Source organism: Falsiroseomonas sp. (assembly GCF_030695085.1).
Lineage (GTDB): Bacteria > Pseudomonadota > Alphaproteobacteria > Acetobacterales > Acetobacteraceae > Falsiroseomonas.
In genome coordinates, this window is the sequence record NZ_JAUYTS010000149.1 from 21317 (window position 1) to 35149 (window position 13833).

The window sequence follows — 13833 nt, forward strand, 5'->3', positions numbered from 1 at the left end:
CGTTGGTGAGCCCAGTCTAGGCGCGCGTGGCGAATGAATCTCCTGGTTCTTGATGGCGCCCTCGCCCGCTGCTCCGCCGCCGCCTTCGCGGACGGGGTTCTGGTGGCGGAGGAAACGGCGGATGGCGCGCGGCAGCAGCCCACCGCCCTGCCGCCGATGGCCGCGCGGGTGCTGGCCAGGCTGGGGCGGCTGGATGCGGTGGCGGTGGTGGTCGGACCCGGCGGCTTCACCGGGCTGCGGGCCGCCATCGCGCTCGCCGAGGGTCTGGCGCTGGGCGCCGGTGCGCGGCTGGTCGGCGTCACGAGCGGGGAGGCGCTGGCCGCCGCCCTGCCGGATGCGCTGCGGCAGACCCATGCGGTGTGGTCGGCGGTGGACACCAAGCGTGGCCGGCTGGTGCTGGAATGCCTCGCCCCCGGCGCCTGGACCACAGACGGCCCACCACGCCCGATGGCGGAGGCCGAGTTGCCGCGCCCGGATGGCCCGGTGGCGCTGGTCGGCGACGCCGCGGCAGTCGCCGCCGCCCGGTTGCTGGCGCGCGGCGCCCGCGCGGTGCTGACCGACAGCCGCCTGCCGCAGGCCGCCGCGGCCGGCCGCGTGGCGCTGCTGCGCCTGGCCGGCACGATCGCGCCGCGGGATGCCGCGCCGCTCTACGCCGAGCCGCCGGCAGTGCGGCTGCCCGGCGCGTGATGAGCCCACCATGAATCCGGTTGCGGCCGCGGCGCTGCATGCCGCCAGCTTCCCCCCGGCCGAGGCCTGGGGGCCGGATGCCATCGCGCTGATGCTGGAGATGCCCGGCGCCTTTGGCGTGCTGCGCCCGGGCGCCGGCTTCGTGCTGGTCCGCGTCGCAGCGGATGAGGCCGAGATCCTGACCCTGGCGGTGGTGCCCACGGCCCGCCGCGCCGGCCTGGGGTCCTGCCTGATGGCCGAGGCGATGGCCGGCGCCCGGGCGCGGGGCGCGCTGGCGCTGTTCCTGGAGGTTTCGGACCGCAACGCGCCGGCCCGCGCGCTGTATGCCGCATGCGGATTTACGGAAGTGGGGCGGCGGCGGCGCTACTACGCGGATGGCGCCGATGCGCTGGTGCTGCGGCGGGCGCTGGACGCGTAGTCATCCCGGATCCCGGCGATCGCGACCTGCGACCGGCGCAGGCGGGTGATCGCCGGGTCACGTCATGGCCGTGACGCACCGCGGCCTGGGCATCGCGCCTTCGGTGCGACGCAGCCAGGCTCGCGGATCCGCTATCATGCGGCGCGGATCGCGCCGAGGAAGGTGTCCACCTTACCGCGCAGCATCTCGGCCTGCCGGGCCAGTTCGGCGGAGGCGCTGCGGACATCGGCGGCGGCGGTGCCGGTGCGGGCCGCATCCTCGCTGACGCCCGTCGCGTGATGCGCGGCCTGGCGGGTGCCGCTGGCGGCTTCCGCCACTGCCTGGCCGATCTCCGCCGTGGCCTGCGCCTGCTGGGACGCGGTCTCCGCCACCTGGGCGGTGGTCGCGTTCAGCGTCTCGATGGTGCGCGCGATGGCGCGCACCACGTCCACGGTGCGGTTGGTCTCGGTCTGCATGGCGCCGATCTGCGCGCCGATTTCCTCCGTCGCCTTGGCGGTCTGCGCGGCGAGCTGCTTCACCTCCGACGCAACCACGGCGAAGCCCTTGCCGGCCTCCCCGGCCCGCGCCGCCTCGATGGTGGCGTTGAGCGCGAGAAGGTTGGTCTGGCCGGCGATGTCGCCGATCAGCCGGACGACGTCACCGATGCGCGATGCCGCCTCGGACAGGCCGCGGACGGTGGAGTCGGTCGCCTCGGCGGCGGCGGTAGCCTCCCGCGCCGCCTGGGCGGAGGCCTCGATCTGGCGGACGACTTCGGCGATGGAGGCGGAGAGTTCCTCCGTCGCGGCGGCGACGCTGCCGACATTGGTGCTGGCAAGGGCGGAGGCTTCGGCCACGGCATTGGCGCGGGAGGCTCCGCTTTCCGCGGTGGAGGCCATGGAGCCGGCCGTGGCGTCCAGCTCGGTGGCGGCGGAGGCAACGGTGCGGAGCACGTCCGCGGTTTCACCCTCGAAGCCGTGCAGCAGCGTTTCCACCGCGGCGGCGCGGGCGAGGCGGGATTGCCGTTCGGTGGCCTGCGCGGCCTCCAGGGCTTCGCGCTGGAGCGAGGCGTGGCGCAGATTCTCGACGGCACCGGCCATCTCGCCAAGCTCATCGGTGCGGTCACGGCCCGGCACGTCCAGCGTCAACTCGCCGGCGCCGATGCGGCCGACCACGCCGGTCAAGGCGCCCAGCGGTGCGACGATCCGGCGCAGCATCACCAGCAATGCGCCCAGCACCAGGCCGAAGGTGACCAGCATGGCGAGGCCGGTGAAATGCAGCGCGCGCCAATGCGCCGCGCTGGTGGCCTCGCCGGTGGCCAGCGCTTCCTCAAGTGCCGCATCGCGCATGCCCAGCAAATCGGCCAGGGCGGCGACGGAGAAGGGGCGGAACTCCTCGATGGTCACCGGCCATGCGGCGGACTGGGCCGCGGGCGGTGCGCCGAGGCGGCTGGCGGCCTCGTCGATCAGGCGGCTCCAGCGCGGTTCGGCTTGGCCGACGAAGCTGCGGCGCTGTGCCGCCAGGGCTTCCATCAGGCGCGGCGTGGCCAGGGCTTCCACCAGGCGTTCGGTGTTGCTGAAGGATTCCTGCATGCGGCCGGTCAGCAGGCGGGCCGTGGTGACGGCCTGCGCGTCCACCGGGCGGCCACCAACCCAGCCGGTGATGAACAGGGCGCGGCGGCCGGCGACGTCGCGCAGCGTCGCGGCATGGATGGCGACCTCTGCCCGGATGGCCAGGTCGGGCGCTGTGGCGGCCAGGCGACGGCCAACGGTCTGTGCCAGGACGGTCATGCCATTGCCGATCTCGTTCCGTGCCGCCGTGAGGTCGCGCAGGATCGCCGGATCGCGTTCCGCCACCGGCCGGCCGGCGGCTTCCGTGACGCGCCGCAGCAGTTCCGTCGCCGTCTGGGCCGTACGCTGCATGACCGCGGGATCGAAGCCGGCGGCGGTTGCGCTGGCTTCGGCCGCATTGAGCATGCGGAGCGCCGTCGCATGTCCCTCCCGCAACTCGGCCAGGTTCGGCTGCGGCGTGACCAGCGCGCCGCTCAGCCGGCCGGATTGCACGGCGTAGCCGATCTGGGCACGCAGCACGTCGTTCAGGGTGCGGGTCTCGAGGATGCTCCGGTCTGCCTGCCGGGCGTCGCGCCAGGCCTCATTTGCCAGCCAGGCCGATAGAAGGAAACCGGGCATCGCGATCAAGGCGAAGCCGAGAAAGAAGACGGTCCGGATGCGCATTGCGTGGGATGACCTTTCCGTGAGTCCTCCATCATTGCGGTGCCGCGCCTTTCTGCGGCGTTAAAGGGCGCTGTAAAGGCGGGCAATACGGCGGTTTTCGCGAAAAATCTGTCTACAATATTACGAAAACGGCGAAATCTTTCCGTACTGGGCGTGGCGCGGCCGGCGCGCTGATCCGCCGGCCCCCACAGCGGCAAACCGCCACGGGCGACGCGATCGATCGCGAAAAGCAGCGAAACGCCGGGTGATTTGGCCGCTCGGGCGGGTGGGGAGTAAGGAGGGCGCCGAAACCTGCCGACGGATGCAAATGACCAGCCTTCCCCCCATCGCCCTGTTCGACATGAAGGCGCAGCAGGCGCTGATCCGCGCGGAGCTGGACCAGCGCCTGGCCTCGGTGCTCGACGGTGGCCGCTTCATCAACGGGCCCGAGGTCGCGGAACTGGAACAGAAGCTGGCCGCCTTCTCCGGCTGCGCACATGGCGTTGGCGTGTCCTCCGGCACCGATGCGCTGCAGATCGCGATGATGGGCGAAGGCATTGGCCGCGGTGATGCCGTGTTCCTGCCGGCCTTCACCTACACCGCGACGGCGGAGGTGCCGCTGGTGCTGGGGGCGACGCCGATCTTCGTCGATGTGGATCCGGCGACCTTCAACATCGATATCGCGGACCTGAAGCGGCGCATCGCGCTGGTCGAGGCGGAGGGAAGGCTGCGCCCGGCGGCGGTGATCGGGGTGGACCTGTTCGGCCTGCCGGCCGACTGGCCGGCGATCGAGGCGATCTGCGCCGAGAAGGGCATGTTCGCGCTGGATGATGCGGCGCAGGCCTATGGTGCCGCGCTCGGCAACAAGCGGCTGGGCCGCTGGGGCCATGCGACGGCGCTCAGCTTCTACCCGACCAAGACGCTGGGCTGCTACGGCGATGGCGGCGCCCTGCTGACCGATGATGCCGACCGTGCCGAGCTGTGGCGCAGCCTGCGCACCCATGGCGAGGGCAAGACCCGCTATGAGGTGGAGCGCACGGGCATGAATGGGCGGCTGGATACCATCCAGGCCGCCATCCTGCTGGCCAAGCTGCCTCTGTTGGAAGGTGAGTTGGCGGCGCGCACCAAGGTGGCGGCGGCCTATCACGCCGGGCTGGCGGGCCGCGTGCAGGTGCCGGAGCTGGTGCCGGGCCATGCCTGGGGGCTCTATTCCATCCTGTTGGCCGATGCCGCGCAGCGCATGCGGGTGCAGGAGGCCTGCAAGGCGGCCGGGGTGCCGACCTCGATCTATTATCCGAAGTCGCTGCACCGCCAGCCGGCCTATGCCGCGGCCCATGCAGGGGCGATGGCCGCCGGCGCACCGGGGCTGCCGGTGGCCGAGATGCTGTGCGAGCGGATCCTGTCGCTGCCCATGCACCCCTATCTGACCGAGGCCGAGGTGGCCCGGGTGATTGCGGCGGTTGCCGGCGCGGTCTGAGCAACGGCTGCCGGGACCGACCTGCGCCCGACGAAGGCGGGCGAGCGGCCGGTCGCGGCACTGCCGTGACCCGCCGCGGCAAGTGCCGCGAAGCCAAGCGGCCGGAGGCCGCGCCGGCGACTGAGGTATAACAGCCGGCGGCGGCTCAGCCGCCACCGTTGAGCAGCCGGATCAGGCCATCGAGCTGGTCGAGGTCACGGTAGCGGATCACCACCTCTCCACCCTTGCCGGCGTGGCGAACTGCGACCTGGAGGCCGAGGCGCTCCGTCAGGTCCCGCTCCAGCGCCCGGGTTTCCGGGTCCTGTGGGCGGGGCGGCGTGCCTTCGGGCTTCGGCTTGGCGGTGGCCAGCGCCTCCGTCTGGCGGACATTCAGACCGCGCGCGACCACCTGGGCAGCCAGGCGGCCTGGATCGGGGGTGCCGATCAGGGCGCGGGCGTGGCCGGCCGTCAGCACGCCATTGCGGACCAGGTCGCGCACGGGGCCGGGCAGGTTCAGCAGCCGCAGCGTATTGGCGACATGGCTGCGGCTTTTGCCGACCGACTGGCCGAGATGGTCCTGCGTCAGGCCAAATTCCTGGATGAGACGCTGGTAGCCCTCGGCCTCCTCCAGCGCGTTCAGATCCTGGCGCTGAAGGTTCTCCACCAGGCCGGCGGCCATCGCTTCCCGGTCGCTGAGGTCCCGGATGACAACCGGCACCTCATGCAACTGCGCGGCCTGGGCGGCGCGCCAGCGGCGTTCGCCACCGATGATCTCGTAGCTGTCCGGGCTGCCGGGCTTCGGGCGCACCAGGATGGGCTGGAGGATGCCGTGCTCGCGGATCGAGACGGCGAGTTCATCCAGGCTGGCGCGGTCCATGCCGCCGCGCGGCTGGAAGGGGCCGGGCTCCAGCGCCTCCACCGGCACGGTGCGCAGCGCCTCGCCCGCCGTGGTGGGCGGCGCGTCCGGGATCAGCGCCGAGAGGCCGCGGCCGAGGCGGGAGATGGGCTTTCGTGATGTGCTGCTCATGAGGCGCGAATCCGCGCACGCTCCCGTTTGAGGAATTCGACGGCGAGTTTGACATAGGCCTGCGCGCCGGGTGAGCGGAAATCATACAGCAGAACCGGCAGGCCGTGGGAGGGGGCCTCGCTGACGCGGACGTTGCGGGGGATCGCCGTCTCGAACACCTTGTCCTTGAAGAAGCCGCGCACATCACTGGCCACCAATTCGGACAGGTTGTTGCGGCGGTCCATCATGGTCAGCACGATGCCCTCCAGGCGCAGGCGCGGGTTGAAGGCGCGGCGGACGCGATCGATGGTCCGCGTGATCTGGCTGATACCCTCCAGCGCGAAGAATTCGGTCTGCAGCGGCACCAGCACGCCATCGGCGGCGACCAGGGCGTTGAGGGTGATGAGGCCAAGCGAAGGCGGGCAATCGAAGAAGATGTAGTCGAAATCCGCCAGGGCATCCTGTGCCTCGGCCAGGGCGGTTGCGAGGCGGCGTTCGCGATCCGCCAGGCCGACCAGCTCGATCTCCGCGCCCGCGAGGTCGGGGTCGGCGGGTAGGATCGAGAGGTTGGCGACCTGGGTCGGGCGCAGCAGGTCGCCCAGCTTCCGGCCCTCGACCAGCAGCGCATAGCTGCCGGCGGCGCGGTCCTGGGCCGCGATGCCAAGGCCTGTGGAGGCGTTGCCCTGCGGGTCGAGGTCGAGCAGCAGCACCTTGTGGTTGGTGGCGAGCGCGGTGGCGAGGTTGATCGCGGTGGTCGTCTTGCCGACGCCGCCCTTCTGGTTGGCAAAGGCCAGGACCCGGGGGGCGGCGCGGTCAGGCTTGCGGCTGGACATGGCGGATATCGCTGAGGCGGAGAATGGTGGCCTCCGGATCGGTGCGGCTGGCGAACCGGTCGAGGGTGAAGGACCAGGCGGTCCGGGCTTCGGCAAGTTCGGCCTCCGCCATGCGTCCCTTGGGAAACAGCGCGACGCCGCCGGGGGCGAGCAGACGCTCGGCATAGGCCAGGAGCGTGCCGAGTGGGGCGAGGGCGCGGGCGGTCAGGATGGCGATGGGCGGCAGGCGCGCATCCTCGATCCGGGTGGCGTGGATCTGGACCTGCGGCAGGTCGAGGCGGGCTGCGGCTTCGGTCAGGAAGGCGGCCTTGCGACGGTCCGATTCCACCAGATGGGCGGGGCGCCCGGTCGCGATGGCGAGCACCAGGCCCGGCAGGCCGGCGCCGGAGCCAAGGTCGCAGATGGCATCTGTGCCCGGCGGCAGCAGCGGGACGAGCTGCAGGCTATCCTCGACATGGCGATCCCAGACCTGGTCCGTGGTGGTGCGGCCGACCAGGTTGATGCGGGCGTTCCAGCGCAGCAGCAATTCGACATAGGCATCCAGTCGCGCCCGGATGCTGTCATCCAGGGGCGTCGGGGCAGGCAGGGGTTGCGGGGGCGAGTCGGCCGGGTGTTTCACGTGAAACCCCTATACCGGCTCCGCCGCCCCGCGTCGAAGGTGGATGGCCAGGGCGGCGACTGCGGCGGGCGTGACGCCGGGAACGCGGCTGGCGGCGCCGAGATGGTCCGGCCGCGCCCGGGCGAGGCGCTGCTGCATTTCCGTGGACAGGCCCGGGATGCCGCGGAAATCGAAGCCGTCCGGGAGGGTCACCGCTTCCTCGCGCGCCAGCATGCGGCGCTCCGAGTCCTGGCGACGCAGATGCGGTGCGTAGAAGGCCTCGGCCTCGACCTGGACGGCGACCAGGGGTGGCAGGTCGGCCAGCCAGGGGAAGGCGGCGGCGGCCATCTCGGCCGTGACATCCGGCAGGGCCAGCACCTCCAGCACCGTGCGGCGGCGGCCATCCTGGCGAATCGGGATGCCGGCGGCGGTGATCGCGTAGGGGGTTGCGAGATCCTGGCCGGCACGCGCCAGTGCCGCGGCCACCTGGTCCGCGAAGTGGGCGTGGCGGGCGGCGCGGATCGGGCCGATGCAGCCCCAGGCCAGGCCCCGGGCGGTGAGGCGCAGGCCAGCATTGTCGGCGCGAAGGCTCAAGCGGTGCTCGGACCGCGCCGTCAGCATGCGGTAGGGCTCGGTGACGCCGTGGCTGACCAGGTCATCCAGCATGACGCCGATATAGGCCTCAGAACGTGCCAGGATTCGATCCGGGCTCAATCCCGCGGCGCGCTGCGCGGCGTTGAGGCCGGCCATCAGCCCCTGCGCCGCCGCTTCCTCATAGCCCGTTGTGCCGTTGATCTGCCCGGCCAGGAACAGGCCGGGCGCGCTGCGGACCTCCAGCGTGCGGTGCAGGGCGCGCGGGTCCACATGGTCGTATTCGATGGCATAGCCCGGGCGCAGGATGCGGGTACGGGCCAGGCCGGGGATGGAGGCGATCAGCGCCGCCTGCACGTCCTCCGGCAGGCTGGTCGAGATGCCGTTGGGATAGACCGTGTCGTCATCCAGCCCCTCGGGCTCCAGGAAGATCTGGTGCCGCTGGCGGTCGGCGAATCGGACGATCTTGTCCTCGATGGAGGGGCAGTAGCGCGGGCCGACGCCCTGGATCTGGCCGCCATAGACGGCGGAGCGATGCAAATTGGCCTGGATCAGCGCATGCGTCGCCGGCGTGGTCCAGGTGATGCGGCAATCGACCTGCCGGTTGGTGATGCGGTCCGTCAGCCAGGACATCGGCTCCGGCGGGTCGTCCCCCGGCTGGGGTTCCAGCGCGTCCCAGTCGATGGTGCGGCCATCGAGCCGCGGCGGCGTGCCGGTCTTGAGGCGGGCCATGGGTAGGCCGAGCCGTTCCAGCGCATGCGCCAGGCCGATGGAGGGCGCCTCACCGCTCCGCCCGGCAGGGCGGCGCGTGGCGCCGAGATGGATCTCGCCACGCAGGAAGGTGCCCGTCGTTAGGACGACGGCGCCACAAGCGATCCGGGCGCCGCTCGCGGTCACCACCTCCCGGACCCGGCCCAAGGCGTCCAGCTCCAGGTCTTCGGCTGCATCGCCTCGTAGGGTGAGGTTGGGCTGCTCTGCCAGCAGGGCCTGCATTGCCGCGCGGTAGAGGCGGCGATCGGCCTGGATGCGCGGGCCGCGCACGGCGGGGCCCTTGCTGCGGTTGAGCACCTTGGCGTGAATCGCGGCCGCATCCGCGGCGCGGGCGATCAGGCCGTCGAGGGCATCAACCTCCCGCACCAGATGGCCCTTGCCGATCCCGCCGATGGCCGGGTTGCAGGACATCTCGCCGATCGTATCGAGGCGGTGTGTCAGCAGAAGCGTGCGTGCCCCACAGCGTGCGGAAGCGGCCGCAGCCTCGCAACCGGCATGTCCGCCGCCCACCACCACCACGTCAAAGCCCGGATCTGTCGCCATGACGCGCGGTATAGGCCGATCACTTGCCGATGCAGAAGTCGCGGAACACTGAATCGAGCACTTGCTCCACCTCCACACGCCCCGTCAGGCGGCCGAGGGCGTGCAGGGCGGCGCGGTAGTCTTCCGCCACCAGCTCCGGCAGCCGCGCCCTTTCGGCGTCTTCGAGCCGCGCGGTCGCTTCCGTCAGCGCGGCACGGTGGCGGGTGCGCGTCAGCGCTGGCGCGTCGCCAAGGCCCGCCTGGCGTTGCGCGAATTCGGCCAGCGACGCCTTGAGTTCCGCGAGACCCTGGCCTGTCTGCGCGCTTGTCGGCAGGGTTGGGTGACCGGCGATGGAAAGGGGAGGCGCTGCCAGGTCGCATTTGGTGGCGAGGACCAGCACCTGCTGCCCGCCCCGCAAAAGCCCGAGACTTTCCGCATCCGGCGGCTCGTCGCTGGCGAAGGCGATCAGCACGAGATCGGCCTCGCCGGCACGACCCTTGGCGCGGCGCACACCCTCCCGCTCCACCGCATCCTGGGTCGCGCGCAGCCCGGCGGTATCCGCCAGCACCACTGGCACGCCGCCGAGTACAAGGCGACACTCGACAATGTCCCTTGTGGTGCCGGGCTGGGATGAGACGATCGCCGCATCCCGCCCCGACAGCGCATTCATCAGCGATGATTTGCCGGCGTTCGGCGCGCCGAGGATCGCGATCGACAGCCCCTCCCGCAGGCGTTCGCCGCGGCTGCCATCGGCGAGATGCGCGAGGATTTCGGCGTGCAGCGTCGCCGCACTTTCGCGCGCGCGGGCGGCGACGTCGCTCGGCAGGTCGTCCATCTCGAACTCGATGGCGGCTTCCTGCTGCGCCAGGATGCGTGTCAGGCGCCGGGTCCAGCCATCATACAGCGTGGCCAGCGCGCCGCCGGCCTGGCGCAGGGCCTGGCGGCGTTGCGCTTCCGTCTCGGCCGCAATCAGGTCGGCGATGCCCTCCGCCTGGGTCAGGTCCATGCGTCCGTGCAGGAAGGCCCGGCGGGTGAACTCGCCGGGCTCGGCGGGGCGGCATCCCTGGGCCAGCAGCGCGGCTTCGACCGCAGCGACGATGGCGGTACCGCCATGCAGGTGCAACTCGGCCGCATCCTCGCCCGTGTAGCTGCCGGGGCCGGGGAACCAGAGCACCAGGGCTTCGTCGAGCATCTCGCCATCCATCCCGCGCAAACGCCGCAGGCTGGCGCGGCGGGGTTCAGGCAGGCGTCCGGCCAAAGCCTCCAGCACCCTGCCGGCCTGCGGCCCGGACAGCCGCAGCACCGCAACGGCGGCCGGCCCGGCACCGGAAGCGCGCGCAATGATGGTGTCGGTCATGCTGGTCATGCGGATGTTTCACGTGAAACGCTTCGGGCGCCTCAGCCCTTGGCGGGCAGCACGTCCTTTTCGGTCAGCATCAGGTGCCTGGCGCGCCCGCCCTCCACCAGATGCGCCTGAAGGATCGCATCCACATCTTCCCGCGTCTTGGGGCTGTACCAGACCCCCTCAGGGTAGATCACCAGCGCCGGCCCGAATTCACAGCGGTCGAGGCACCCAGCCTGGTTTATTCGGACATCCCGCACGCCCAGCTCCTTCGCGCGCGCCTTCATATAGTCGCGCAACCCCTCGCTACCCCGGGCGGCGCAGGAGCCGCGCCGGTGCCCGTCCGGCCGGCGATTGCAGCAGACGAATACATGGGCGCGGAAATAAGGGGCCGGGTCCTGCCGCGGTTCGTTGGCGTCGAGCAGCGCATCGGTCACGGCGGCCTCCGGCTTGGATCAGATGGGCGATGTAGCGACGCGCGCCGGGCGCCACCAGGGCAGAGTCCCGATCGCGACAGGCCCGGCAAAAGCGCCTATGCTGGCCCTGGCTTGACGAGCGCCCGCGGAGTGTGGCGCATGGTGGTCCATCGGACGAGAGCGAATGCCTCAGATTACCTGCCTCACGCCGCTTGGCGATATCACCGTCTCCGCCGAGGATGATGCGATCGTGGCGCTGGATTGGGGCCGAGGCCGCGATCAGGCCCCGACGCCGCTGTTGCGCGACGCCGTCTCCCAGCTCCAGGACTATTTCGATGGTCAGCGGACGGGCTTCGATCTGCCGTTGGCACCCTTTGGTTCCGCTTTCCAGCAGCGGGTCTGGGCGGCGCTGTGCGACATACCGCCCGGGGAAACCCGTTCTTACGGCGATCTTGCCAGGCTGCTGGGCTCCTCGGCACGCGCCATCGGTCAGGCGAATGGCAGCAACCCGATCCCCATCCTGATCCCCTGCCACCGCGTCGTCGCCTCGGGCGGCCGGCTCGGTGGATATTCGGGCGGTGACGGGCCCGCGACCAAGCGCATGTTGCTGGACCTTGAGCAGCGCGCGCGTTCCTCGGACCCCACCCGCCCCCTCTCTCCCGGCCCTCAGGCTGAACTCCCCCTCCCCCAAGCTGCAGGGACCCTCCCCCGATGAACCATGCCATCCGCATCCACGAATATGGCGGCCCCGAGAAAATGGTGTGGGAGGAGGTGCCGCTGCCTTCCCCGAAACCCGGTGAGGCCCTGGTCCGCCATCAGGCGGTCGGACTGAATTATATCGACGTCTATTTCCGCACCGGCCTCTACAAGGCGCCCGCTTTGCCGGCGACCATCGGCATGGAGGCCGCGGGCGTGGTGGAGGCCGTGGGCGAAGGCGTCACCCATGTCGCACCGGGCGACCGCGTCGCCTACGCCACCGCACCCATCGGCGCCTATGCCGAGGCGCGGACCATCAAGGCGGACCGCCTGGTGAAGGTGCCGGAGGCGATTGCCTTCGAACAGGCGGCGGCCATGATGCTGCAGGGCATGACGGCCGGCTTCCTGCTGACGCGCACCTACAAGGTGCAGCCTGGCCAGACCATCCTGATCCATGCCGCGGCCGGCGGCGTCGGCCTGATCATGACGCAATGGGCCAAGCATCTTGGCTGCACCGTCATCGCCTGTGTCAGCACGGAAGAAAAAGCGGCGCTGGCCAAGGCGCATGGTGCCGACCATGCGGTGATCGGGCTTGAGACACTGCCGGCGCAGGTGAAGGAGATCACCGGCGGCGCCATGCTGCCCGTGGTCTATGACAGCGTCGGCCGCGACAGCTTCACGGCCTCGCTCGACTGTCTGGCGCCCTATGGGATGATGGTGTCCTACGGCAACGCATCCGGCCCGGTCACCACGGATATCGGCATCCTTGCGGCCAAGGGTTCGCTGTATCTCACGCGACCCACGCTCGCGACCTACACGGCCAAGCGTGAGGATCTGGAAGCCCAGGCCGCCGCCCTGTTCGATGTGGTGGCCAAGGGCGCCGTCCAGATCCGCGTCAACCAGCGCTTCGCGCTGAAGGATGCGGCGGAGGCACACCGGGCGCTGGAGGCGCGGAAGACCACGGGCAGCACGGTCCTGCTGCCCTGATGCCGCCAGGCGGGGCTACAGCAGCCCCGCCAGCGCCAGCCCCATGGCGGCGGCGCCCGCCACGCCCATCATCGTGAGGGTGAGGCTGGTGCCGAGGACGCGCCAGCGGAACACCTCCGGCTCCCGCCCGATCCCGAGCGCGTGGAAGCCGCGCCCGGCCAGCAGCGTCACGCCCAGTACATGCAATGCCCAGACGGGCAGGCCATTCGCCTCGCACAGCGCGAGCAGCAGCAGGGCCAGCGGCACGGCTTCCGCGAAATTTCCGTGCGCCCGTGCGGCGCGCTCCACCAGGCGGTGGGAGGTACCCAGTGGCTGGTGATACAGGCGGCGGGCCCGGATCACCCTGGTGGCCAGCGCCACGAAGGCCAGCGCCAGCGGTGCGGCGTAGAAGGCGGTAATGGGCAGCATCATGCATCCTCCCGCACATCGGCCCGCACCCCGCCGGACAGGCGCAGCAGCGCCTCCGGCGTCGTGGCGAAGACATGCATCGGCGACCCGGCCGCGGCCCAGACCTGATCGTGGCGGAACAGATCCTCATCCAGCAGCACCAGCGGCGGCGTGAGATGCCCCAGCGGCGCGACACCCCCGATGGCAAAACCTGTCACGTCCCGCACCCAGCCACCGTCTGCGCGTTTCACGTGAAACATCGGCCCCCCGCCGCCATTCAGCGCGGCGCCGGCCTTCGCCATGTCCACGCGATTGGCGCCGGAGGCAATCACCAGCAGCGGCCGCTCGCCCGCCCGGAACACGATGGATTTGGCAATCTGCGCCACCGTGCAGCCCACTGCCGCTGCGGCCTCCGCCGCGCTGCGCGTGCCGTCCGGAAAGGACGTCACGGTATCCGGATGCCCCGCCGCCAACAGCGCCGCCCGCACCCGTTCGACAGACCCGCCCGACATCGCCATATCTCCGCCTGATGGAAACCCTGGCCCTCTACATCCACTGGCCGTTCTGTGCCGCCAAGTGCCCGTATTGCGACTTCAACAGCCATGTGCGGGACCGTGTGGACCAGGCCGCCTTCGCCGCCGCCTTGCGTCAGGAACTGGCCTATGAAGCCGCGCGTGCCAATGTCGCCGGCCGCCGTCGCCTTGCCAGCATCTTCTTCGGCGGCGGCACGCCGAGCCTCATGGCGCCGTCCACCGCCGCCGCCCTCATCGCCGACGCCCAGCTGCTGTTCGACCCCGAGCCCGATCTTGAGATCACGCTGGAGGCGAACCCGACCAGCGTGGAACTCCAGAAGCTGCGTGATTTCCGCGCGGCCGGCGTGAACCGCGTCTCCCTCGGCGTGCAGGCGCTGGACCCTGCCGCGCTGGCCTTCCTC

Annotated in this window: 15 protein-coding genes; 6 read left to right on the forward strand and 9 right to left on the reverse strand. The window is 71.1% G+C overall.

Features of this window, described 5'->3' with window-relative positions; all coding sequences use genetic code 11:
* The first annotated feature begins 33 nt into the window (after positions 1-33).
* The gene (tsaB, locus tag Q8S40_RS16335) at positions 34-687 is read left to right on the forward strand and encodes a tRNA (adenosine(37)-N6)-threonylcarbamoyltransferase complex dimerization subunit type 1 TsaB (RefSeq protein WP_305671219.1); all 654 of its coding nucleotides are present in this window, start codon (positions 34-36) and stop codon (positions 685-687) included.
* Between the two features lie 10 nt (positions 688-697).
* Entirely contained in the window at positions 698-1105 is a 408-nt protein-coding gene (locus tag Q8S40_RS16340) for a GNAT family N-acetyltransferase (protein WP_305671220.1), read from the forward strand.
* Between the two features lie 134 nt (positions 1106-1239).
* On the opposite strand, the gene Q8S40_RS16345 is transcribed toward Q8S40_RS16340, so the two are convergent.
* A complete protein-coding gene (locus Q8S40_RS16345) occupies positions 1240-3315 on the reverse strand; it encodes a methyl-accepting chemotaxis protein (RefSeq protein WP_305671221.1) in 2076 nt (691 codons plus the stop codon).
* 301 nt (positions 3316-3616) lie between these two features.
* On the opposite strand from Q8S40_RS16345, the gene Q8S40_RS16350 reads away from it, so the two are divergent.
* Positions 3617-4771 carry a DegT/DnrJ/EryC1/StrS family aminotransferase gene (locus tag Q8S40_RS16350; RefSeq protein WP_371136848.1) on the forward strand — a complete coding sequence of 385 codons (1155 nt, stop codon included), beginning with the start codon at positions 3617-3619 and terminating at the stop codon, positions 4769-4771.
* Between the two features lie 145 nt (positions 4772-4916).
* On the opposite strand, the gene Q8S40_RS16355 is transcribed toward Q8S40_RS16350, so the two are convergent.
* Genes Q8S40_RS16355 through Q8S40_RS16380 form a run of 6 tightly spaced genes read right to left on the reverse strand, consistent with a single transcriptional unit; the run spans position 4917 to position 10850 of the window.
* Positions 4917-5777, reverse strand: coding sequence for a ParB/RepB/Spo0J family partition protein (locus Q8S40_RS16355; RefSeq protein ID WP_305671223.1), 861 nt, complete (start codon positions 5775-5777; stop codon positions 4917-4919).
* On the reverse strand, positions 5774-6589 hold the full coding sequence (locus Q8S40_RS16360; protein WP_304813152.1) for a ParA family protein: 816 nt from the start codon (positions 6587-6589) through the stop codon (positions 5774-5776). Before Q8S40_RS16360 ends, Q8S40_RS16355 begins: the two co-directional genes overlap by 4 nt.
* Positions 6570-7208 (reverse strand): 16S rRNA (guanine(527)-N(7))-methyltransferase RsmG, encoded by a 639-nt coding sequence (gene rsmG / locus Q8S40_RS16365; RefSeq protein ID WP_305671224.1) that lies wholly within the window; start codon positions 7206-7208, stop codon positions 6570-6572. The genes Q8S40_RS16360 and rsmG overlap by 20 nt, the downstream gene beginning before the upstream one ends.
* Before the next feature lie 9 nt (positions 7209-7217).
* Positions 7218-9092, reverse strand: a complete 1875-nt coding sequence (gene mnmG / locus Q8S40_RS16370; RefSeq protein ID WP_305671225.1) for a tRNA uridine-5-carboxymethylaminomethyl(34) synthesis enzyme MnmG — start codon at positions 9090-9092, stop codon at positions 7218-7220.
* 19 nt (positions 9093-9111) lie between these two features.
* Entirely contained in the window at positions 9112-10428 is a 1317-nt protein-coding gene (mnmE, locus tag Q8S40_RS16375; protein ID WP_305671226.1) for a tRNA uridine-5-carboxymethylaminomethyl(34) synthesis GTPase MnmE, read from the reverse strand.
* A 41-nt stretch (positions 10429-10469) separates the two neighbouring features.
* Positions 10470-10850 carry a ferredoxin gene (locus Q8S40_RS16380; RefSeq protein ID WP_304813144.1) on the reverse strand — a complete coding sequence of 127 codons (381 nt, stop codon included), beginning with the start codon at positions 10848-10850 and terminating at the stop codon, positions 10470-10472.
* Positions 10851-11013: 163 nt separating this feature from the next.
* Between Q8S40_RS16380 and Q8S40_RS16385 the strand changes: the two genes are divergently transcribed.
* Positions 11014-11544, forward strand: a complete 531-nt coding sequence (locus Q8S40_RS16385) for a methylated-DNA--[protein]-cysteine S-methyltransferase (RefSeq protein WP_305671227.1) — start codon at positions 11014-11016, stop codon at positions 11542-11544.
* Positions 11541-12512 carry a quinone oxidoreductase gene (locus Q8S40_RS16390; protein WP_305671228.1) on the forward strand — a complete coding sequence of 324 codons (972 nt, stop codon included), beginning with the start codon at positions 11541-11543 and terminating at the stop codon, positions 12510-12512. Before Q8S40_RS16385 ends, Q8S40_RS16390 begins: the two co-directional genes overlap by 4 nt.
* A gap of 15 nt (positions 12513-12527) precedes the next feature.
* Here the strand turns inward: Q8S40_RS16390 and Q8S40_RS16395 are convergent, their stop codons facing one another.
* Both Q8S40_RS16395 and Q8S40_RS16400 read right to left on the reverse strand, forming a co-directional pair.
* Positions 12528-12923 (reverse strand): MAPEG family protein, encoded by a 396-nt coding sequence (locus Q8S40_RS16395; RefSeq protein ID WP_305671229.1) that lies wholly within the window; start codon positions 12921-12923, stop codon positions 12528-12530.
* Complete coding sequence (locus tag Q8S40_RS16400; protein WP_304813133.1) at positions 12920-13411, reverse strand: YbaK/EbsC family protein; 492 nt, start codon at positions 13409-13411, stop codon at positions 12920-12922. The genes Q8S40_RS16395 and Q8S40_RS16400 overlap by 4 nt, the downstream gene beginning before the upstream one ends.
* A 17-nt stretch (positions 13412-13428) precedes the next feature.
* Here Q8S40_RS16400 and Q8S40_RS16405 point away from each other — a divergent pair.
* A partial coding sequence (locus tag Q8S40_RS16405) for a radical SAM protein (protein WP_305671230.1) occupies positions 13429-13833 on the forward strand: 405 nt, incomplete at its 3' end.